The organism is Acinetobacter nosocomialis NIPH 2119 (assembly GCF_000368085.1).
GTDB lineage: Bacteria > Pseudomonadota > Gammaproteobacteria > Pseudomonadales > Moraxellaceae > Acinetobacter > Acinetobacter nosocomialis.
This window is the reverse complement of the sequence record NZ_KB849239.1, coordinates 3,709,142-3,729,297: the sequence shown is the minus strand read 5'-3', so window position 1 is coordinate 3,729,297 and position 20,156 is coordinate 3,709,142. Positions and strand designations below refer to the sequence as shown.

Here is a 20,156-nt window from a genome sequence, read left to right as displayed (position 1 = left end):
TTGAGATAAAGAACAATCGGAGATTACAACAATGACTGACATCGTAATTGTTAATGGTGCTCGTACTGCTATGGGTGGTTTTCAAGGATCACTATCTGGTCTAACTGCTCCTGAACTAGGTGCAGTAACAATTAAAGAAGCAATCGCACGAGCAGGCTTGCAACCTACTGATGTCGAAGAAGTCATTATGGGTTGTGTACTACCTGCGGGTTTAAAACAAGGCCCTGCTCGTCAAGCGATGCGTAAAGCTGGTTTACCTGACTCTACAGGTGCAGTGACGATTAATAAGCTTTGTGGGTCAGGCATGAAAGCCGTGATGCAAGCAGCAGACATGATCAAAGCAGGCAGTGCTGAAATTGTGGTTGCAGGTGGCATGGAGTCAATGACTAATGCTCCTTATGTATTGCCCAAAGCACGTGCTGGTTACCGTATGGGTCATGGCGAAATTAAAGACCATATGTTCTTCGACGGTTTAGAAGATGCTGAAACGGGTCGTTTAATGGGTTCATTTGCTCAAGATATGGCAAATACACGTGGCTATACACGTGAGCAAATGGATGACTTTGCCATTCGTTCTTTAAAACGTGCTCAAACTGCAATTACTGAAGGCTATTTCAAAGATGAAATCGTCCCTGTTACTGTCTCTACACGTAAAGGCGATGTGATTGTTGACCAAGATGAACAACCTTTAAATGCGAAGATTGATAAAATTCCTTCACTTAAACCAGCTTTTGCAAAAGACGGTACAATTACCGCAGCAAATGCGAGTTCTATTTCTGATGGTGCTTCTGCATTGGTGTTAACATCAAGTGAAGTTGCAGCACAACGTGGCTTACAACCGCTTGCTAAAATTATTGCGACAGCTTCAAATTCTCAGCATCCTTCAGAATTTACCATCGCTCCTGTGGGTGCTATCGAGAAAGTTCTTAAAAAAGCTGGATGGAATGCTCAGGACGTTGACCTTTGGGAAATTAATGAAGCATTTGCTATGGTTACCATGTGTCCAATTGATGATTTCAAACTTGATGCAGAGAAAGTAAATATCAATGGGGGGGCTTGTGCCCTAGGTCATCCGGTAGGTTCTACAGGTTCTCGCATTATTCTTACACTTATTCATGCGCTTAAACGCACTGGCGGTAAAAAAGGTATTGCCGCACTTTGTATTGGTGGTGGTGAAGCAACAGCTGTTGCCATCGAAATTCTTTAATTAAAATCTGTTTAAAATCCCACTTCGGTGGGATTTTTTATGAAAAATTTACAAAAAAAGACCCACAAAATCACTTTTAAGTTTTAACTTATTCCTTTAAACGAAAACAACAATGGACAATAACAATGCAACTCAATCACTATCTCAATTTCCAAGGTCAGGCAGAACAAGCCTTTAATTTTTATAAATCGGTCTTTGGTGGTGAATTTGCTATGCTGAGCCGTTATAGCGACATGCCACCTAATGAGGGTGTAACATTATCTGAAGCCGAAAAAAATTTAGTGCTGCACGTTTCTCTACCGATTAATGAGTACACAGTACTCATGGCATCAGACACTATCGATCAATTCTGTACCCCGAATAGTGTATTTACTAAAGGTAATAATCATTACATCGCAATCAACCTTGAAAAAGATGAGCAAGAAAAAGCAAAACAGCTGTTCGATGCTCTATCTGTAAATGGACAAGTTGAAATGCCATTAGAAAAAACTTTCTGGGGTGCATTATACGGTGCATTTACCGATCAGTTTGGCATAAAGTGGATGGTTAACTGTCAGCTTGATACATAATATTTTTTAAGATCAGCCCCTTATAGAGACACTTACTATTTCTATAAGGGTCTTAAACATTAATATTAGAATACTGCGCAATAATCATTAAACCAACGGTAATAAAACCTATACCTACCCATCCAGCTACATCAATATTCTGCCCAAGAAAAATCTTTGCAAGAAAAGCAGTTGCTAATACACCTATTCCAGACCAAAGCACATATAAAATTCCCGCCTGCATATATTTCAAAGCAATAGCTGCACATGCAAAAGACCCAATATATAAAACTAGAGCAATTCCTTGAGCAGTTTTATTAACTAATCCATTGCCTTTAGCCGAATAAAATGTTGAGAGCACATCTGTCGCAATAGCAAATATTAACCACCAAGCACCGGGATTTATTTTTGAAATTAAGCCTAACATTCTTATTCTTCATTCATTTATTAAAAAGTAATTATAAAAAAAGCTGAACCTAAGTTCAGCTTCTTCATTTAAAATTATTTAAGCACCAGTTTGATAACTTGCTTGCGGTACGGCTGTTGAAGCTTGGTACGGGTTGGTAAAGTCTTGCAAACCAGCTGCCGCCTCTTGCACATCTTTACCTTCCTTAATTACAAAACTATCAAAACCTGAGCGCTTTAAGTAGTTTAAGACATCCTTAAACACATCGCCAGTTGCACGCAGTTCACCTTGGAAACCTTGACGACGTAATAACGCTGCAAATGAATATCCACGACCATCACCAAAGCCAGCAAACTCAATAAAGATCGCATCGAGTTCGCTAAGTGGGAATGTATGATCTTCTGGTGAATCGCTCACAGTCACATACAAAGCTTTTTTGCCTTGAACATTAGTTAATTGATCGAGTTGAGCTGTTGTTACAACAACATCACCTTGAGGAACCACACCATCTTCTGCAATGATTTGATAAGTATTGTCTGCAATCGTGCCGTCTTTATAAAGCACTGGTAGAGCTGTATTAAGCATATGCACGCTCCTTAAATGGTTGAATTCCTACACGGCGATATGTATCGACGAAACGCTCACCTTCAGTACGTAAATCAAGATAAGTATTTAATACTTCTTCAATAACGTCTGGAACAGCATCTGCTGCAAATGATGGGCCTAAGATGTCACCGATAGAGGCATCATGGTCTGAATTACCACCTAATGTAATTTGGTAGAACTCAGCGCCTTTTTTATCTACACCTAAAATACCGATGTTACCCACGTGGTGGTGACCACAAGCATTCATACAACCAGAAATATTTAGGTCTAAATGACCAAGATCATAAACTTTGTCTAAGTCTTCAAAACGACGTGTAATCGCTTCAGCAATTGGAATTGATTTCGCATTTGCAAGTGAACAGAAATCACCACCCGGGCAGCTAATAATATCGGTAATAAAGCCGATATGTGCACGTGCCATATTGTGTTGTTCAAGTGCTTGCCATACATCGAACAAGTCTTTTTGAGGCACATCTGCCAAAGCAATATTTTGTTCGTGAGTGGTACGAAGCTCACCGAACGTATATTTATCAGCAAGATCTGCAATAAAATTCATTTCTTCGGTGGTCATATCACCCGGTGCGATGCCTGCACGTTTTAGAGAAATCGTAACAATACGATAGCCTTTCACTTTATGTGCATGCGTGTTGATATTGAACCATTGTTTGAATTTTGGATGCTCAGCGAATAAATCCGTGAAATCTTCATCTGCCAAATCTTGATAATCAAACGGAGTGAACTCTTCATCCAGTTTTTTCAAGATTTCTGGCTGAATTTTTAGTGCTTCACGTGTGTGTTCAAATTCAGCTTCAACTTTCTGTGCAAATACTTCAGGTGTTAATGCTTTAACCAAGATTTTGATACGCGCTTTATATTTGTTATCACGACGGCCATGCAAGTTATAAACACGTAGAACAGCTTCTAAGTAAGCAATTAAATCTTCACGTGGTAAAAACTCACGAATGACACTACCAATGATTGGAGTACGGCCTAAACCACCACCAGCCATAATTTTATAGCCAATTTCACCTGCCTCATTACGCACGATATAAACACCAATATCGTGAAATGCAGTTGCTGCGCGATCTTTTTCTTCAAGTGCAGAAACAGCAATTTTGAACTTACGTGGCAAGAATGCAAATTCAGGGTGGAATGTACTCCACTGACGAATCAATTCACATGTTGGGCGAGGGTCTGCAATTTCACCAGCAACCACACCCGCATATTGGTCAGTTGTCGTGTTGCGTATACAGTTACCACTAGTTTGAATAGCATGCATTTGTACAGTTGCAAGTTCTGCCAAAATATCTGGCACATCTTCAAGTGCAGGCCAGTTTAACTGAATGTTTTGACGTGTTGATACGTGTGCATAACCACGATCATATTTTGTTGAAACTTCAGCAACTTTACGTAATTGTTTAGAATTCATTAAGCCATACGGCACAGCAATACGCAGCATAGGCGCATAACGTTGCACATATAAACCATTTTGCAAACGTAATGGACGATATTCATCTTCAGAAAGTTTGCCAGCTAAATAGCGTTCAGTCTGATCACGGAACTGAGCAACTCGTTCATTAACCAGCTGCTGGTCGAAATCGGTATATAAATACATGGCGTATGGCTAGTAGATTCATTATTAAGGCGGATAGCATAGCGAGCTTTTATTCATCAATAAAATGCTTTTTTTGCATATTTAATAACGATTTTATTGATAAGCTTATATACATCGATATAAAAAAGCCCAGATAAATCTGGGCTTTTTTGATAGCAAACGTTTATTTGTTATCTGGCAATGCATAAGCCACTAAATAGTCGCCCATTTTTGTACCAAATGAACCATGACCACCGGCCATGATCACAACATATTGCTTACCGTTGATTTCATAAGTCATTGGTGTTGCTTGTCCACCTGCTGGTAAACGTGCTTCCCATAATTTCTTACCATTCGTGACGTTAAAGGCACGGATGTAATTATCTTGAGTTGCACCAACAAACATAACATTACCGGCAGTAGAGATTGAACCACCTAAACCAGGAACACCAATTTTCACAGCTGGTAATTGGAACAGTTTTGGTAAGCTATCACGGATAGTACCAATACGTTTTTTCCAAACGACTTCATGAGTTTTCAAATCTACGCCAGCCACATATCCCCAAGCTGGTTGTTTACAAGGTAAACCAAGCGGAGATAGGAATGCGCTGATTTCTACACCATACGGTACGCCATACATTGGCTGAACACCTTGCTCAGTACCTGCACCTTTTGCAGTTTGCGCGCGGTTTGGATCAGCAGGAATTAGACGACTTACAAATGGCAAGCCAATCGGATTCATGACAGCAACTTGACGATCAGGGTTAACTGACATACCGCCCCATTCAAACACACCTAAGTTACCAGGGAAAACTAAAGTACCGTTTTCAGATGGTGGTGTATAAATACCATCGTAATTGAGACGTTTGAATGACACACGACACATAAGCTGATCAAGCATAGTGGCACCCCACATATCTTTATCAGTCAATTTATCTTGTGGTGCCAAGTTCAAGTCAGAGAATGGCTGAGTTTTTGAATAATGCTCGCCTTTAGTCTGTGGTCCGCGTTTAACTGTTTGTGGAACTGGTTTCTCAGTTACAGGAACAATTGGCTGACCATTACGGCGATCAAGAACAAAGGCATTACCTGTTTTGGTCAATACATAAATTGCTGGAACAGTTTTACCAGATTTGTCTTTAATATCTGCCAAAGATGGTTGTGACGGTACGTCCATATCCCATAAGTCGTGATGGGTTGTCTGGAAGTTCCAAATCAATTTACCAGTTGAAGCATTAATCGCTAACATAGAGTTTGCATAACGTTCTTTCAACTCGGTACGGTCACCACCCCAAATATCTGGAGTACCTACACCTGTTGGAACATAAACGATATCAAGTTTGGCATCGTATGCTAAAGGAGCCCAAGCATTTGGAGAGTTATGAACAAAAGTTGTGCCTTCACCTGGCATAGCATTTGGATCTGCTGCGCCAGTATCAAATACCCAAAGAAGCTTACCAGTGTTCACGTCATATCCACGAATCACACCAGATGGCTCTTTATTTGAATAGTTGTCTGTCACAGAACCAGCAATAACTACTGTTGAACCTGTCACAACACCAGGAGACGTTGGGTTATAACCACCTGGATAAGCATATGGCATAAACTCTTGTAAGTTCACTTCACCATTTTGACCAAAGTCAGTACATGCTTTACCAGTGTCAGCATTCACAGCAACTAAGCGCCCGTCATTAACTGGAACAAAGACTTTACGTGGACATTGTGTAGAGCTAGATTTCTTGCTTTGGAGGCTCGTTGCAAACTCAGTAGTATTGTTTGCATCGTAGTACATTACACCACGACAAGTTAAATGCTGGAACGATTTATCCGTTTTAAGTTTCGGATCAAAACGCCATTTTTCTTTACCAGTAGCCGGATCAATCGCAATTAATTGTTGGTGAGCCGTACAGATAAACATGTTATTACCAATTTTAATTGGCGTAACCTGATTGGTTGTTTCACCAGAATCATTATCTGTTTTGAAATCACCAGTACGTAGTGTCCATGCTACTTTCAAATCTTTGACATTTTGGTCATTAATTTGTTTGAGCGGAGAATAACGCTCACCAGCTTGAGTACGACCATAAGCTGGCCAATCACTCTCTGCTACACCTGGAACGGCTTGAGCAGTTTCTGGTTGAGGAGTTTTGATCTCACCATTAATTTCTTGTGGATCGTTGAAGATAGAATAAACCATCAACACGATTGCAATCGCTAAAGTTGAAGATAAGGCAACTTTACTTGATCCAAGGTTGTTGATTCCACGAGTCACTGCCGGAACCAATAACCATAAACCAAGAATACCTAAAATATCTAAACGAGGTGCAAGCGCCCAAAAGTCTGTTCCAACTTCCCAGACACTCCAGATAATAGTACCTAGCATTAATGCAGCATAAACCCACAAAGCAGTTGAAGCGCGCTTGTAGAGTTGCCATGTAACAATGAGAAGTAAGACTCCAGCTACAATGTAGTAAATTGAACCGCCTAGTGTAGCGAGCCAAATACCTCCAATTAACAGGAATAACGCCAATAACCCAATAATGATTACGGTAAACGTCGTTAATCCTGATCTTGAAGAAGGTTGATTCATAAACCACCTCTTATCAATCATCATTTTTATCGGAAAGATGTGCCAAAAACCTTATAGAAAAATGGCATCACCAATACATATAAAACAAAATTCAGGCATAAAGAAAAAAACGGAAGGTCTGGATACTTCAATCAATGATTTAGCCCTCGACAATCCGTTTTTCGGAATAATTACTTAGAATACGGTTGAGAATTTAATACCGCCTACCCAAGTGTTATCACCATTTTTTAATGCACCAACATGACGAACATATTGCACATTTGGACGAATAGTTAGCCAGTTAGTGGCATGAATACCATAGTAAAGCTCGGTATTGTATTCAGTGTCATATTCTTTGGCTTGAATATCGCTCCAGTCATCATTGATATGAATACGAGCAACGCCAAGTGCCAACTCATCTTGTGGACGTTGATTGAGCAAACCTTTGTAGACTAAGCCTACATTTTGCATATTATCAACTTTATTAGTATCTGAATCGTGGAAAGTAAGGTTCACAAAACCTGTTAAACCGCGATCAGTTTGATCAGCTGGCTGGAATAATTTTTGTTTCGCAGTTACCCAAACACCTTGCTTATGAGACGTTTTGGTTGGATTAGTAATTTCCTCTGCATCAGCAGTGCTGTAGTAATAACCTAAACGGTATTCACCAGGCATGCTTTGCACGCCTAATTTAGGTGACCAAACGACCTCTGCCGGAATAATTGCACCGTGAGAACCATCTGTGCTTAGGTTGAAACCTTTGCCACGCTCCAAGTTCTCTGGGTTATATTCATATACACCAATTTGCGTATATAAATCGGGTTGCACATTATATTTAACACGCATTGCCCATTGGCTAACTGGCCAGTTATACCACTGATCGCCTACCCAGTTACCCACTTGTGAACCACAGAGGGCCAAGTTCTGGAAGTCACAGTCAAAACTATTAAAGTCTTCACCTTCACCAAAACGACCAACTTTCACATCTAACTTCTGATCAAGGAATTTTTTCTTAATCCACAAGTCTGTTAAACGCCAAGTTTGCTCACGCCCCCACACTTCTTGTGCAGAACTAATGTGTCCAGCTAAAGCTGGAGAATGTTCAGAAAGCGATTGCCCATCACGATAAGTTAAAGTGATTTGAGCTTCAGTATCTTGCCACCCTAAAATTTTACCTAGGTCCAAATGCGAACCTAAAGCAAGTTGCCCTGTATAAGCGCTACCGTGTGTAGAAGTATTCTTTGAATCTAAAATACCGGCATATTCACCGGTATATCCAAAAGAAAAATCATAACCTTGTGCTTGTAACGCTGTACGTTGCCCGTTCCAATCACCCAACATCCAAGAACTATTTGGGTCAAATGCAGCAGCAGCTTGTGCATGCTGAACAAAAAGAGTAATTGATAAAACGGATAAACAGGAAACCATCAAAGATTTATGCGTTTTCATGTTTACGAACCTTTTATGTCTTTGTTTATAAAGGTTACGCTAATTTTATGTAAAGAAATTATTCAAAATGTTAATCAATTGATTAATCAGATAATAATCTTAGTACTTACTGTATAAGAAATAGCCCTCTAACCTTACCACTGCCCCTCGCCAAGCTTTTGACCTACAAAGGAATATCGCATTTGGGAACGTGAGAACTTAATTGGGCATGCAATTTGAGGTTCTGTATCTGCCGTATTATTTTGCAAAGGTACATTCACAATCCATCCACGTTGTTGTGCTAACGGTGAATTTAAAGCCTCACTTAAACTCAATACTGGCTCTACACACACATCAAGATTTGCAAAAATTTCATGCCACTCTTTAAATGTTTTGGTTTTAATTTTTTCCTGAATGGCTTGTTTAACTTCCTGTCGATCTTCGGCATCTAATGATGCACCTTTTTGCAATAACACAGGTAAATCTAATGCAGCAGATAAGCCAGCCATAAACTGCGGTTCAAGACTTCCAATCGAAAGATAACGACCATCTTGAGTCATATAATAGTCATAGAAAATACCTCCATTAAGCATTCCCTGTTCTGGCGCCTGTTCAACTTGTCCTGCAAGCGTAGCTGACGCAGCCATACTATTTAGACTCGCCACACAATCCGTCATGGAAATATCAATATATTGGCCTATACCACTACGACTGCGCTCAACGACCGCAGCCAAAATCGCAATAACTGCATGTAATGATCCACCTGCAATATCGGCAACCTGAATGCCAAGCGGTGGTGGACCACTATCTTGTCGGCCACTATATCCAGAAATACCTGCTAAAGCTAAGTAATTAATGTCGTGTCCAGCTCGATCTTTGTAGCTTCCTGTTTGTCCATAACCTGTAATTGAGCAATAAATTAAACGCGGGTTAATTTCTGCAAGCGTTGCATAGTCCAATCCTAAACGGCGCATGACATCTGGTCGAAATTGTTCTATGACAATATCAAACTCGGAAATCTTGGCTTTTATCAGATCAATACTGGCAGCATCTTTTAAGTCGAGAACAATCGACTGTTTATTTCGATTTAGATAACTATGTGCAGTCGCCTGTCCATTGGCATATGGCGGCATTATCCGAATGAGATCTGGACGTGATGGAGATTCGATATGGATGACTTCTGCCCCCATATCGGCCAAATACATTGTGGCAAAAGGTCCAGGTAAGAGCGTCGAGAAATCGAGAACTTTAAGTCCATTTAATGCTGTCGTCATCGTATTTTTAACCACTATTATTCGAATTTTCTTTTATATTAGTTAAGCAAATATTCTAAAACAATGTCATGTTCAGCCATTTACCTTGATCATTTCGGCAATTTAACATGTAAAAAGTGCTTTTACACTGTTGTAAATCGCCAATTTATTTTTTTAGACGGTCATTTAGGTCAATTTAAAGTGAACATCAAAGAGACTGAAGGATTCAATATGAGTCGCGATACGATTAGCATCCACTTCGTGAATGCGGCTTTGACAGGCGTAAAACGCCTTGGCATGGATGTCGAGACGTTACTTTCACATGTGGGTATCGAAGCGGAACTATTACGTCAACCTAAAGCTCGAATCTCACCAGAACAATATACCCGTTTTATAAAAATGTTATGGATGGTCACACAAGATGAACACGTCGGCTTTGATGTACAGCCGCGTCGTTTGGGCACTTTTGCCATTATGTGTCAGTTGATTATTCATGCAAAAACCTTGGGCCAAGCCCTTGAACTCTCATCTCAGTTTTATAAATTATTTGGTGATGAATGGTCAGTAACGCTAGAGCGTGACAAACACGAAGCACGTTTAGTACCTCTCATTCCAAAAACATTAGATCCAGATCATTTCATTACTGAAAGTATGCTCATGATTTGGCATGGTTTGGCATCTTGGCTGATTGAACGCCGCTTACCATTAGAACGTGTTCATTTTAGCTATCCGCGCCCTGCACATGCAGATGAATATGATGCTTTATTCTTTGCGCCAGTTATGCAGTTTGATGCACCACGTACTGAAATAACCTTTGCAGCTGATTATCTTGATTTACCAATCCGTCAAGATGAAAAAACGCTAGAAGAGTTCTTGAAAGCAGCCCCTGCTCAGCTTTTAGTAAAATTCAAGAACACCAACTCGCTGACTTCTCGTATTCGTGACGTACTTAAGAGTCAAATTGGTGAAGAAATGCCAACGCTTAACGACGTTGCATCAATGCTGTATTTATCTCCGCAAACTTTACGCCGCCGCTTAGCTGCTGAAGGTAAAAGCTATCAAGGCGTAAAAGACGCTCTACGTCGAGATGCTGCGATTCACTTATTGCTCAACCCTGAATTAACACTTGAAGATGTTGCTCAACAGGTAGGCTTTAGTGAAACCAGTACATTCCACCGTGCATTTAAAAAGTGGACTGGTGTAACTCCTGGCTTATATCGCCAACTACATGGTTACCACTAATTCTTAAATCTCTTTATATTCACATCTAGCCCAAGTTCAACTTGGGCTTTTTTATATCTCTATTGGCAAAAATCATCACCTGACTGGTGTGCTTATCGTCATTGCACTCCCTCTTAAAAACAGTACACTCAAAACACGACAAAGTTTAAGTAATAAAAAAAGGAACTGTTATGAGCGAGGCTTATATTATTGACGCCATTCGCACACCACGCGGAAAAGGAAAAAAAGACGGCTCTCTTTACGAAGTAAAACCAATCACATTACTCACCACTCTATTAAATGAATTACAGCAACGCCATCAGCTTGATACATCTAAAGTGGACGACATTGTTCTGGGCTGCGTAACGCCAATTGGCGATCAAGGTGGGGACATTGCCAAAACCGCAGCAATTGCCGCAGGCTGGAATGATGATGTTGCTGGCGTACAAATTAACCGCTTTTGTGCTTCAGGTTTAGAAGCCGTCAACATGGCAGCCATGAAAGTCCGCTCTGGTTGGGAAGATTTAGTGGTTGCTGGCGGTGTTGAATCAATGTCGCGTATTCCAATGGGTTCTGATGGCGGACCATGGGCGTTAGATCCAGAAACCAACCTTAAATCATCTTTTGTTCCACAAGGTATCGGGGCTGATCTTATCGCAACCTTAGACGGCTATAGCCGTGAAGATGTTGATAATTTTGCGGTGAAGTCGCAACAAAAAGCAGCGGCAGCTCAAGCAAATGGTTATTTCGATCAATCAGTTGTGCCAGTCAAAGATCACGCAGGTGTGGTGATTTTAGAAAAAGATGAATTTATTAAAGGCAATACCACACTCGAAGGCCTTGCAAAACTCAACCCAAGTTTTGAAATGATGGGGCAAATGGGTTTTGATGCAGTTGCTTTACAAAAATATCCAGAAGCACAAAAAGTAAATCATGTTCATCACGCAGGTAACTCATCAGGCATTGTCGATGGAGCAGCTCTCGTTTTACTGGCTTCAGAAAAAGCAGTCAAACAACAAAATTTAAAACCACGCGCTAAAGTTTTGGCGACTGCTCTCGTTGGTACCGACCCAACCATCATGCTAACTGGTCCTGCACCTGCTGCACGTAAAGCCTTGGAAAAAGCTGGACTAACAATTGATGATATTGACTTATTTGAAGTCAACGAAGCATTCGCAGCAGTTGTTATGCGTTTTATTAATGAACTCAACGTCCCTGCTGAAAAAGTCAATGTAAATGGCGGTGCAATTGCTTTAGGACATCCTTTAGGCGCAACTGGCGCTATGATTTTAGGCACCCTACTTGATGAGCTTGAACGACAAGATAAAAAGCGCGGTTTAGCGACGCTCTGTGTCGGCGGTGGTATGGGTATTGCGACCATTATTGAACGTGTATAAAAATTTAGGGATAGATAAAGATGAGTGCAATTCAATACGAAAAAAATGCCGACAATATTGTCATTTTAACGCTTGATTCAACTGGACAATCTGCAAACACCATGAATGCTGAGTTTCGTGACTCGGTTGATGAGGTCACTCAGAAACTTAAAGCAGAAACGGAACTTTCAGGCGTTATTTTCCGTTCAGCTAAAAAAACATTCTTTGCTGGTGGTGATTTAGATGAACTGATTCAAGTTCAACCTGAGCATGCAACTGACTTTTTCAATATGGTTGAGAAGTTAAAAGGACATCTAAGAACGATTGAAACACTAGGAGTTCCAGTTGTTGCAGCATTGAATGGCACGGCCCTGGGCGGAGGATGGGAAATCGCATTAAGTTGCCATCACCGTATTGCAATCAATGACCCAAAAAGCAAATTTGGCCTACCAGAAGTTACTTTAGGTTTACTTCCGGGTGGCGGCGGGATTGTACGTATGGTCCGTTTGCTCGGTCTTCAAAATGCATTTCCATTTTTAATGGAAGGTAAGCAGTTCGGTGTCGATAAAGCCAAATCTTTAGGCTTAATTCATGACACAGCTGAAAATGAACAAGAACTTTTAGATAAAGCGATTGCTTGGATCAAAGCCAATCCGAAATCTCAACAGCCTTTTGATGTGAAGGGGTATAAAATTCCGGGTGGCGATCCAAAAACTCCGGCAGTTGCACAAGTTCTTGCCATTGCACCAGCCATGTTAAAAGACAAAACCAAGGGCTGCTACCCTGCTCCTGAAGCGATTATGGCTGCCGCAGTGGAAGGCGCTCAAGTTGATGTTGATACAGCGTTGCGCATCGAGTCTCGCTATTTTACTCAACTAACAACAGGCCAAATTTCTAAAAATATGATTGGCACGTTCTGGCATGGCCTAAATGCAATTAAGTCTGGTGCAAGCCGCCCTGCCGATGTTGCCAAATGGCAAGCGACTAAAGTTGGTGTGTTAGGTGCGGGCATGATGGGTGCCGGTATTGCATATTCAACAGCCATTAAAGGCATTCCTGTTATCCTTAAAGATGTATCTGTTGAAAATGCTGAAAAAGGCAAAGCATATTCTCAGAAATTGCTAGATAAACGTGTTTCACAAGGCCGCATGACGGCAGAAAAACGTGACCAGATTTTATCGCTTATTACAGCTACAGCTTCTGCTCAAGACCTTCAAGGTTGTGATCTGATTATTGAAGCCGTATTTGAAAACCAAGAGCTCAAAGCGAAAGTCACTCAAGAAGCTGAACAATACTTAGTGCCTAATGGCGTAATGGCATCAAATACATCGACCCTGCCAATTACAGGTTTAGCGCAAGCAAGCAAGGATGATAAAGCGTTTATCGGTCTGCATTTCTTTAGCCCTGTCGACAAAATGCAGTTGGTTGAGATTATTAAAGGTAAAAACACCTCGGCAGAGACGCTTGCTAAAGCCTACGACTTTGTACAGCAAATTGGAAAAACGCCAATCGTTGTTAATGATAGCCGTGGCTTCTTTACCAGTCGTGTGTTTGGTACTTTTATTCAAGAAGGTATGCGCTTGCTTGCCGAAGGTGTCCACCCAGCACGTATTGAAATGGCAGCACTGAAAGCAGGCATGCCTGTGGGACCACTTGCGATTCAAGATGAAGTGTCTTTAACGTTGACCGAGCATGTTGCCAGTGAAGCACGTAAAGCACTGCAAGCCGAAGGCAAAGAGCTACCGAAAACACCGGTAGATGAAGTAATTCATACCATGATTCATGAGTTAAACCGTAAAGGTAAAGCTGCTGGCGCAGGTTTCTATGACTATCCTGAGAATGGTAAAAAGCACCTATGGGAAGGCTTAAACCGCTGGCAGAAAGATCACGATATTTCTGAGCAGGATATGATAGATCGCATTTTGTTTGTACAAGCCTTAGATACCTTACGTTGTTACGAAGAAGGTGTGTTGGAGTCGGTTATTGATGCCAATGTCGGTTCTATTTTTGGAATTGGTTATGCACCTTGGACTGGCGGAGCGATTCAATTCCTAAATCAGTATGGTGTTGATAAAGCAGAGAAACGTGCTGAAGAGTTGGCTGCCAAATATGGTGAGCGCTTCACGCCCCCAGCGTTACTCAAAACCAAAGCTGAGCAGAAACAAAATATTCAATAATTTAAATCTATTAAATATTTAAAAACTGCATAAACCTTACCCATATAAATATATTTTATTTATATGGGTTTTTCTTTATGACCTTTAAGATTTCAGCCTACTGCCTAAATATGCTATAAATAGACTTCATTTTTGTGCTTCTACAGCACATTCGAGAAATCCTTATGTCCGATAAAAATTCTTCCGAGTCAGCAGTTTTAGGCTGGAAATTTGTTCTGATCGTTGGTGTTTTAAGTGCGATTTTCCTTGGCTTTTTCTATTTAGCAATGAGTAATGAACCTGACTATATGCCAGGTGCTCAGCGCAAAGCTCAACAGCACGAAATGCAACAAAAAGCTGAAAAATCGACAGATCAACAAAGTCAGCATGACAACATGCCTGAAATGGACATGCAAGAACATCAGCATTCACATCAGTAATCAGATATTTTTAAAATGACAGATTTTTCCCGCAACGCACTGGTTGTAGAAGGTGGAGGCATGCGTGGTGCCTTTACCAGTGGTGTACTTGATGCTTTTCTACAACAACAGTTCAATCCTTTTGACTTATACGTTGGTGTATCTTCTGGTTCGACCAATGTGGCTAACTACTTGGCAGGCCAACAGGGCCGGACTTTAACCTTCTATGTTGACCACTCATTACGTCCTGAATTTATCGATTATAAGCGCTTCTTTAAAGGTGGCGATTTACTCGATTTAAAATGGATGTGGGAAATTGGCGAGCAAGAACATCCTCTTGATCAACAGAGCCTTTTTGCCAAAAATCCAGATTTTTATATGGTATTAACGCATGCTAAAACTGGTCATGCTGAGTATCTTCGTGCTGGTAAAGATAATTTGCTAAATGCACTGCGTGCTTCTAGCTCAATTCCGGTTTTGACTCGTCATCCCGTCGATATTATGGGTGAACCCTACTTTGATGGCGGCGTTGCAGATGCTCTACCCGTTCGCTGGACGGCTCAGCAAAGTGGTGTCAAAAAGCTATTAGTTTTACGTACTCGCCCGAAGAACTACTTTAAAGCAAGTAGTCGAGGCGACCAATTCCTTGCAAAATATGCTTTTAAACACCATTACGGTTTTGCAAATAGCTTGCGTAACCGCTGTGCTCGTTATAATGCTTCAGTTGAATTTGTTCGTAGCAGTAACCCTGAACAGCAAATTTTAGAGGTATGTCCACCGCCTCTTAAAAATATGGCAGGTCGTTTAACGACAAATCCGAAAAAGCTTCGTTACAGTTATGAAGTTGGTTTGGAAACAGGCTTACAAGCCATCGAAAACTGGAATGCGATGAAGTAATTCAAAGTTGAGATTTCTAAAAAGGAATCTCAACTTAACGCTAAAGTCATATCAATATGTGGAATACCACAATCTTGGTAAACCTCACCCTGCACTTTAAAACCTAGAGCTTCATAAAAAGCTGTCACATAAGTTTGCGCGGAAAGCTTTAAATAAGGCAATTTTTGATTACGGGCATAGTCAATAATATGCTGCATTAAAATTTTACCTATACCCTGCTTTCGATAAGGTATTAAAACAGCAACACGTCCTACACTATGCTGCGGTAACAAGCGTGCTGTAGCGATAGGCTGCTCTTTGTCATACACCATAAAGTGTACAGCAGTAGCGTCAAAATCATCCCACTCGTCTTCGGGTGCAATACCTTGCTCTTGAATAAAAACTTGTTCACGGATGTATTTGGCGTCCTTCTCAAGCTGTTTCCAATCACCCGCTATAATTTTATACATCCACTCACCTTCCTAGCATTTGCAACCAATATTTTCGATTGGCAACTGATCTTGTAATAACAATTCCAAGGTCTGTTTTTTAATCCCATACATTTCTTTCAATGCTTGAATTTGAGCCATAATTTTCGCATCAGGTTGAGAAACGTCTTTGCGTTTTGTTGCCAAAATCATTTTATTTTTGCTGGTATGCTCAAGTGATACAAACTCAAAAACTTTGGTTTCATAACCATACGCTTTTAAAAGTAACGCACGCAAAGTATCGGTCAACATCTCAGCTTGCTGTCCAGCATGAATACCAAACTGTAGCATGGGTTGTAAAACTTCAGGACTATGTAGTTGTGGACGTAATTCTTTGTGACAGCACGGCGCGCACATAATCATTGAAGCGTTCAAACGAATTCCGGTATGAATGGCAAAATCAGTCGCGATATCACACGCATGCAAAGCAATCATAACGTCCAGTTTTTCTGGCTGATAACTACGAACATCACCTTCAAAAAAGTCCAAATGATTAAAATGCACTTTGTCTGCCACATTCTGGCAAAACTCAACCAAGTTACGGCGCAGCTCTACACCTGTAATGAGCGGTATCTTTTGTTGTTCCTGCAAATAATCATACAAAGCAAAAGTTAAATAGCCTTTCCCTGAACCAAAATCGACGATGCGTAACTCTTTTTGCTCTGCATCGATCTGCTCATACGCATTCGCAAAAATTTCGATGAATTTATTAATTTGCTTCCATTTACGAGCCATGCTTGGAATGATTTGAGCTTTTTCATCGGTAATACCAAGCTCTTTTAAAAATGCACTACCTTGCTGTACATAACGCTGTTTTTCACGATCATGCGCTTGTACTGTTGGAGTCGTATTCGTACTTTGCTTTTTACCCATATTAAGCATGGCTTTTTTCTTATTTTTTTTAAGCTGAATTTCTTGCAGAGTTGAAAATAAATTTGCTTGTTTGCATTGAACAATCAGTGTTGCGATCTGCTCTAAACCCTCTTCAAAGGTATAGTTTTTGGTCACATCTTGAGTAGTATAATGATATAAAGCTGAAAGCTGTTTTTTCCCATTTAACTCCACAATACGGAAAGTGATTTTTTCTAGCTGTGCCACCTCTCCTTTATATTGGCTCAAAATCAAACGCTCAAAACTTTGCTCATCAAGCATTTGTTTGATTTCATGAAAGAATTGCTGTTCTTGCTCAAAGGAGAAAACCGACACAGATATACCTAAAGAATGGTGACTCATATAAAGTGAAAGTTTAAAGGGTATAGGATTAAAAATAAAATAACTTTACGACTGTTTTGTATTTCTATACATTTGTATTTTTAATCAAAAAAATAAACTTATGAGCAAATCGGTGTTAGAAACTTACGATCCTAAAGAAGAACTTTTTAATGCCTATAGCCATGGTGCTGGCGTTGTTATGGCCGTGATTGCATCTATCCTTTTAATTATAAAAGGTTCTTATCTTTCCACCGCACAGTGGGTAGGTTTGTGGGTATATTCATTTAGCCTCATTCTCGTTTTTACCAGTTCGACTCTCTATCATTTTGCCCAGACCCAAAACTTACGTTACTGGTATAAGAAACTCGACCACACTGCTATTTATTATTTAATTGCTGGGACATATACCCCGTTCTTGAGTATTGCGATACCTACACAAAAAGCTCATATTCTGCTTATTGCACTCTGGAGCATTGCTGCAATTGGTACACTTTTCAAGTTAGTTTTTATTCATCGTTTTCAGAAAATCTCTTTGCTCGCTTATGTTCTTATGGGGTGGCTTGCCGTTTTTGTAATGGATGATATGCGTATCTATTTAAGTAAAGATGCTTTGATGTTATTGATTACTGGAGGTTTAGCTTACACCGTTGGAGCATTGTTTTACGCGTTAAAAAAGGTAAGATATACCCATGCGATATGGCATATTTTTGTACTTTTAGGTGCAGGTGCACACTTTCTTGCAATCTATTGGTACGTTGTTTAATCCATTTTTCACTCATATTCAGTGATCCTGAAAGAGTCATGGAAGATGTTCTTTCACACTATTCTTTGAAGAAAAATATGCCTTTAAAGAGAATAGTAAACTAAAAATAAATTTTAACTGATATAAGGACTTATATGGAGTCAACCTCTGCGACAGCTGCTCCTGTAGTAGCCACCAATTCAAAAACACGGGTTTTGTTTGCAAGCTTAGTCGGTACAACCATTGAGTTCTTCGACTTTTATATCTATGCAACTGCTGCCGTGATTATCTTTCCACATCTGTTTTTCCCTGCTAGCAGTGGCAGTGCCGCAGTCTTACAGTCACTAGCAACCTTTGCGATTGCCTTTATTGCCCGTCCTATTGGTGCAGCGCTATTTGGCCATTTAGGGGATCGTATTGGACGTAAAGCAACCCTAGTGGCAGCATTACTCACTATGGGTATATCAACGGTATGTATTGGCTTACTTCCGACTTATGCTCAAATCGGGATTGTGGCTCCATTACTATTAGCGGTTTGCCGTCTAGGACAAGGCTTAGGTCTAGGGGGTGAATGGAGTGGCGCTGTACTACTTGCAACCGAAAATGCACCAGAAGGTAAGCGTGCATGGTATGGCATGTTCCCACAGCTTGGCGCCCCTATTGGTTTTATTTTAGCAACGGGTTCATTCTTACTTTTAAGTGCAGCTATTCCTGAACAAGCATTCATGCAATGGGGCTGGCGTATTCCATTTATTGCCAGTGCAATATTGGTTATTGTTGGTTTATATATCCGTTTAAAACTCCATGAAACTCCAGCTTTCCAGAAAGTTTTAGATAAGCAAAAAGAAGTTAATATTCCATTTAAAGAAGTTGTCACGAAACACACTGGAAAGCTTATTCTCGGCACAATTGCCGCAATTTGTACTTTCGTGGTGTTTTATTTGACCACAGTGTTTGCACTTAACTGGGGAACGACAAAACTGGGATATGCACGTGGTGAGTTTTTAGAACTTCAACTTTTTGCCACACTTTGTTTTGCAGCCTTTATACCTTTATCTGCTATTTTTGCAGAAAAATTTGGACGTAAAGCAACTTCAGTGGGTGTATGTATCGCTGCTGCGATCTTCGGATTATTCTTCTCTAGCATGTTAGAATCTGGAAATACTCTTATCGTTTTTCTTTTCTTATGTACTGGCCTATCAATTATGGGTTTGACCTATGGCCCGATTGGTACGGTTCTTTCTGAGATTTTCCCAACTTCAGTTCGTTATACAGGTTCAGCATTAACCTTTAACTTAGCTGGTATTTTTGGTGCATCGTTTGCGCCATTAATTGCCACAAAACTTGCTGAAACTTATGGTTTGTATGCTGTAGGTTATTATCTTACAGCGGCATCACTTTTATCATTGGTCGCCTTTTTACTTATTCGTGAAACCAAGAATGAAGATGTGAATAATCAGATTTAAGTATTTTCAAACACCCTAATATAAAAAAGCCGGTTCAAAATTGACCGGCTTTTTTATATATGAAAATTAATTCATTGATGCAGGGTTTGCTGGTGCAACACTGTTTGTCGCTGCAGGAGCAGTTACATTACTTGCCGCCACAGCTGCTGCGCCCGCAACTGCTGCTTCACCAATTAATGCAATTTTTGCTTTTTCTTGGCTTTTTGCAGATAGAGCTGGGTTAGTTGCCACAATACGATTAATGTTTGCAGAGTTTGCTGGAGCAATTGCAGCAGTTTGTAAAATGATTGGGCGATTACCTGTGTTACCCAATGTATAACGAATACCTGTACGAGGGCTAATTACCGTCGTATTCTCTTGTTTCACTACAGCCTGAGCCGAAGTTGGGCCTTTTGCCGCAAGAACCTTATCAACCGTTGTGGTTTGAGGTGCTGAAGCTGTTTCTGCTGCGAAAACAAAACTTGGTACAGCAAGAACAGTTAAAAATAAAGGTTGTAATACTTTTTTCATTGTCTTTCCAACATACACTCTGGATGAGAAGTAAATAGCATTTAATACTTAAAACTGCAAACATTATTCACAGGCTTAC

General features: G+C 40.3%; 18 protein-coding genes. 9 read left to right on the top strand and 9 right to left on the bottom strand.

From position 1 onward, the window contains the following. Window positions 1-31: 31 nt before the first annotated feature. Both F984_RS21365 and F984_RS21360 read left to right on the top strand, forming a co-directional pair. On the top strand, window positions 32-1,207 hold the full coding sequence (locus tag F984_RS21365) for a thiolase family protein (protein ID WP_004712038.1): 1,176 nt from the start codon (window positions 32-34) through the stop codon (window positions 1,205-1,207). Between the two features lie 125 nt (window positions 1,208-1,332). Next, window positions 1,333-1,776: a VOC family protein gene (locus tag F984_RS21360; protein WP_002051396.1), complete on the top strand. Its 444-nt coding sequence runs from the start codon at window positions 1,333-1,335 to the stop codon at window positions 1,774-1,776. 52 nt (window positions 1,777-1,828) lie between these two features. On the opposite strand, the gene F984_RS21355 is transcribed toward F984_RS21360, so the two are convergent. The 6 genes from F984_RS21355 to F984_RS21330 form a co-directional block, all read right to left on the bottom strand. Then, complete coding sequence (locus tag F984_RS21355) at window positions 1,829-2,182, bottom strand: DMT family transporter (protein WP_002051463.1); 354 nt, start codon at window positions 2,180-2,182, stop codon at window positions 1,829-1,831. A gap of 78 nt (window positions 2,183-2,260) precedes the next feature. After that, window positions 2,261-2,746: a DUF934 domain-containing protein gene (locus F984_RS21350; RefSeq protein WP_002051429.1), complete on the bottom strand. Its 486-nt coding sequence runs from the start codon at window positions 2,744-2,746 to the stop codon at window positions 2,261-2,263. After that, entirely contained in the window at window positions 2,739-4,382 is a 1,644-nt protein-coding gene (locus F984_RS21345) for a nitrite/sulfite reductase (RefSeq protein ID WP_004712033.1), read from the bottom strand. The genes F984_RS21350 and F984_RS21345 overlap by 8 nt, the downstream gene beginning before the upstream one ends. A gap of 163 nt (window positions 4,383-4,545) precedes the next feature. Next, a complete protein-coding gene (locus F984_RS21340; RefSeq protein ID WP_002051504.1) occupies window positions 4,546-6,951 on the bottom strand; it encodes a glucose/quinate/shikimate family membrane-bound PQQ-dependent dehydrogenase in 2,406 nt (801 codons plus the stop codon). Window positions 6,952-7,125: 174 nt separating this feature from the next. Further along, window positions 7,126-8,358 carry a carbohydrate porin gene (locus F984_RS21335; protein ID WP_079377139.1) on the bottom strand — a complete coding sequence of 411 codons (1,233 nt, stop codon included), beginning with the start codon at window positions 8,356-8,358 and terminating at the stop codon, window positions 7,126-7,128. Window positions 8,359-8,513: 155 nt separating this feature from the next. Beyond that, on the bottom strand, window positions 8,514-9,632 hold the full coding sequence (locus tag F984_RS21330; RefSeq protein ID WP_004712030.1) for a CaiB/BaiF CoA transferase family protein: 1,119 nt from the start codon (window positions 9,630-9,632) through the stop codon (window positions 8,514-8,516). A 210-nt stretch (window positions 9,633-9,842) separates the two neighbouring features. On the opposite strand from F984_RS21330, the gene F984_RS21325 reads away from it, so the two are divergent. The 5 genes from F984_RS21325 (at window position 9,843) to F984_RS21305 (ending at window position 15,680) form a co-directional block, all read left to right on the top strand. Then, window positions 9,843-10,853, top strand: a complete 1,011-nt coding sequence (locus tag F984_RS21325) for an AraC family transcriptional regulator (RefSeq protein ID WP_002051267.1) — start codon at window positions 9,843-9,845, stop codon at window positions 10,851-10,853. 170 nt (window positions 10,854-11,023) lie between these two features. Beyond that, window positions 11,024-12,229, top strand: a complete 1,206-nt coding sequence (locus tag F984_RS21320) for an acetyl-CoA C-acetyltransferase (RefSeq protein ID WP_004712028.1) — start codon at window positions 11,024-11,026, stop codon at window positions 12,227-12,229. A 20-nt stretch (window positions 12,230-12,249) separates the two neighbouring features. Then, window positions 12,250-14,385: a 3-hydroxyacyl-CoA dehydrogenase NAD-binding domain-containing protein gene (locus F984_RS21315; protein WP_004712025.1), complete on the top strand. Its 2,136-nt coding sequence runs from the start codon at window positions 12,250-12,252 to the stop codon at window positions 14,383-14,385. A 164-nt stretch (window positions 14,386-14,549) separates the two neighbouring features. Beyond that, the gene (locus F984_RS21310) at window positions 14,550-14,804 is read left to right on the top strand and encodes a hypothetical protein (RefSeq protein WP_004712023.1); all 255 of its coding nucleotides are present in this window, start codon (window positions 14,550-14,552) and stop codon (window positions 14,802-14,804) included. Between the two features lie 15 nt (window positions 14,805-14,819). Then, on the top strand, window positions 14,820-15,680 hold the full coding sequence (locus F984_RS21305; RefSeq protein ID WP_004712022.1) for a patatin-like phospholipase family protein: 861 nt from the start codon (window positions 14,820-14,822) through the stop codon (window positions 15,678-15,680). A 29-nt stretch (window positions 15,681-15,709) separates the two neighbouring features. Here F984_RS21305 and F984_RS21300 read toward each other — a convergent pair whose 3' ends face one another. Both F984_RS21300 and F984_RS21295 read right to left on the bottom strand, forming a co-directional pair. Beyond that, window positions 15,710-16,129, bottom strand: a complete 420-nt coding sequence (locus F984_RS21300; protein WP_004712021.1) for a GNAT family N-acetyltransferase — start codon at window positions 16,127-16,129, stop codon at window positions 15,710-15,712. Between the two features lie 12 nt (window positions 16,130-16,141). Next, window positions 16,142-17,353 (bottom strand): class I SAM-dependent methyltransferase, encoded by a 1,212-nt coding sequence (locus F984_RS21295; protein ID WP_025469379.1) that lies wholly within the window; start codon window positions 17,351-17,353, stop codon window positions 16,142-16,144. Between the two features lie 127 nt (window positions 17,354-17,480). Between F984_RS21295 and trhA the strand changes: the two genes are divergently transcribed. After that, the gene (gene trhA, locus F984_RS21290; RefSeq protein WP_017394135.1) at window positions 17,481-18,122 is read left to right on the top strand and encodes a PAQR family membrane homeostasis protein TrhA; all 642 of its coding nucleotides are present in this window, start codon (window positions 17,481-17,483) and stop codon (window positions 18,120-18,122) included. A 134-nt stretch (window positions 18,123-18,256) separates the two neighbouring features. Next, window positions 18,257-19,567 carry an MFS transporter gene (locus F984_RS21285; protein WP_004712018.1) on the top strand — a complete coding sequence of 437 codons (1,311 nt, stop codon included), beginning with the start codon at window positions 18,257-18,259 and terminating at the stop codon, window positions 19,565-19,567. Window positions 19,568-19,633: 66 nt separating this feature from the next. Here F984_RS21285 and F984_RS21280 read toward each other — a convergent pair whose 3' ends face one another. Continuing rightward, on the bottom strand, window positions 19,634-20,077 hold the full coding sequence (locus F984_RS21280) for a hypothetical protein (protein ID WP_002051244.1): 444 nt from the start codon (window positions 20,075-20,077) through the stop codon (window positions 19,634-19,636). Window positions 20,078-20,156 lie beyond the last annotated feature (79 nt).

Coding starts and splice junctions, on each gene's coding strand:
- F984_RS21365 (WP_004712038.1), top strand. CDS start 32: ATGACTGACATCGTAATTGTTAATGGTGCTCGTACTGCTATGGGTGGT.
- F984_RS21335 (WP_079377139.1), bottom strand. CDS start 8,358: ATGGTTTCCTGTTTATCCGTTTTATCAATTACTCTTTTTGTTCAGCAT.
- F984_RS21310 (WP_004712023.1), top strand. CDS start 14,550: ATGTCCGATAAAAATTCTTCCGAGTCAGCAGTTTTAGGCTGGAAATTT.
- F984_RS21330 (WP_004712030.1), bottom strand. CDS start 9,632: ATGACGACAGCATTAAATGGACTTAAAGTTCTCGATTTCTCGACGCTC.
- trhA (WP_017394135.1), top strand. CDS start 17,481: ATGAGCAAATCGGTGTTAGAAACTTACGATCCTAAAGAAGAACTTTTT.
- F984_RS21285 (WP_004712018.1), top strand. CDS start 18,257: ATGGAGTCAACCTCTGCGACAGCTGCTCCTGTAGTAGCCACCAATTCA.
- F984_RS21340 (WP_002051504.1), bottom strand. CDS start 6,951: ATGAATCAACCTTCTTCAAGATCAGGATTAACGACGTTTACCGTAATC.
- F984_RS21350 (WP_002051429.1), bottom strand. CDS start 2,746: ATGCTTAATACAGCTCTACCAGTGCTTTATAAAGACGGCACGATTGCA.
- F984_RS21355 (WP_002051463.1), bottom strand. CDS start 2,182: ATGTTAGGCTTAATTTCAAAAATAAATCCCGGTGCTTGGTGGTTAATA.
- F984_RS21325 (WP_002051267.1), top strand. CDS start 9,843: ATGAGTCGCGATACGATTAGCATCCACTTCGTGAATGCGGCTTTGACA.
- F984_RS21320 (WP_004712028.1), top strand. CDS start 11,024: ATGAGCGAGGCTTATATTATTGACGCCATTCGCACACCACGCGGAAAA.
- F984_RS21360 (WP_002051396.1), top strand. CDS start 1,333: ATGCAACTCAATCACTATCTCAATTTCCAAGGTCAGGCAGAACAAGCC.
- F984_RS21300 (WP_004712021.1), bottom strand. CDS start 16,129: ATGTATAAAATTATAGCGGGTGATTGGAAACAGCTTGAGAAGGACGCC.
- F984_RS21280 (WP_002051244.1), bottom strand. CDS start 20,077: ATGAAAAAAGTATTACAACCTTTATTTTTAACTGTTCTTGCTGTACCA.
- F984_RS21315 (WP_004712025.1), top strand. CDS start 12,250: ATGAGTGCAATTCAATACGAAAAAAATGCCGACAATATTGTCATTTTA.
- F984_RS21345 (WP_004712033.1), bottom strand. CDS start 4,382: ATGTATTTATATACCGATTTCGACCAGCAGCTGGTTAATGAACGAGTT.
- F984_RS21305 (WP_004712022.1), top strand. CDS start 14,820: ATGACAGATTTTTCCCGCAACGCACTGGTTGTAGAAGGTGGAGGCATG.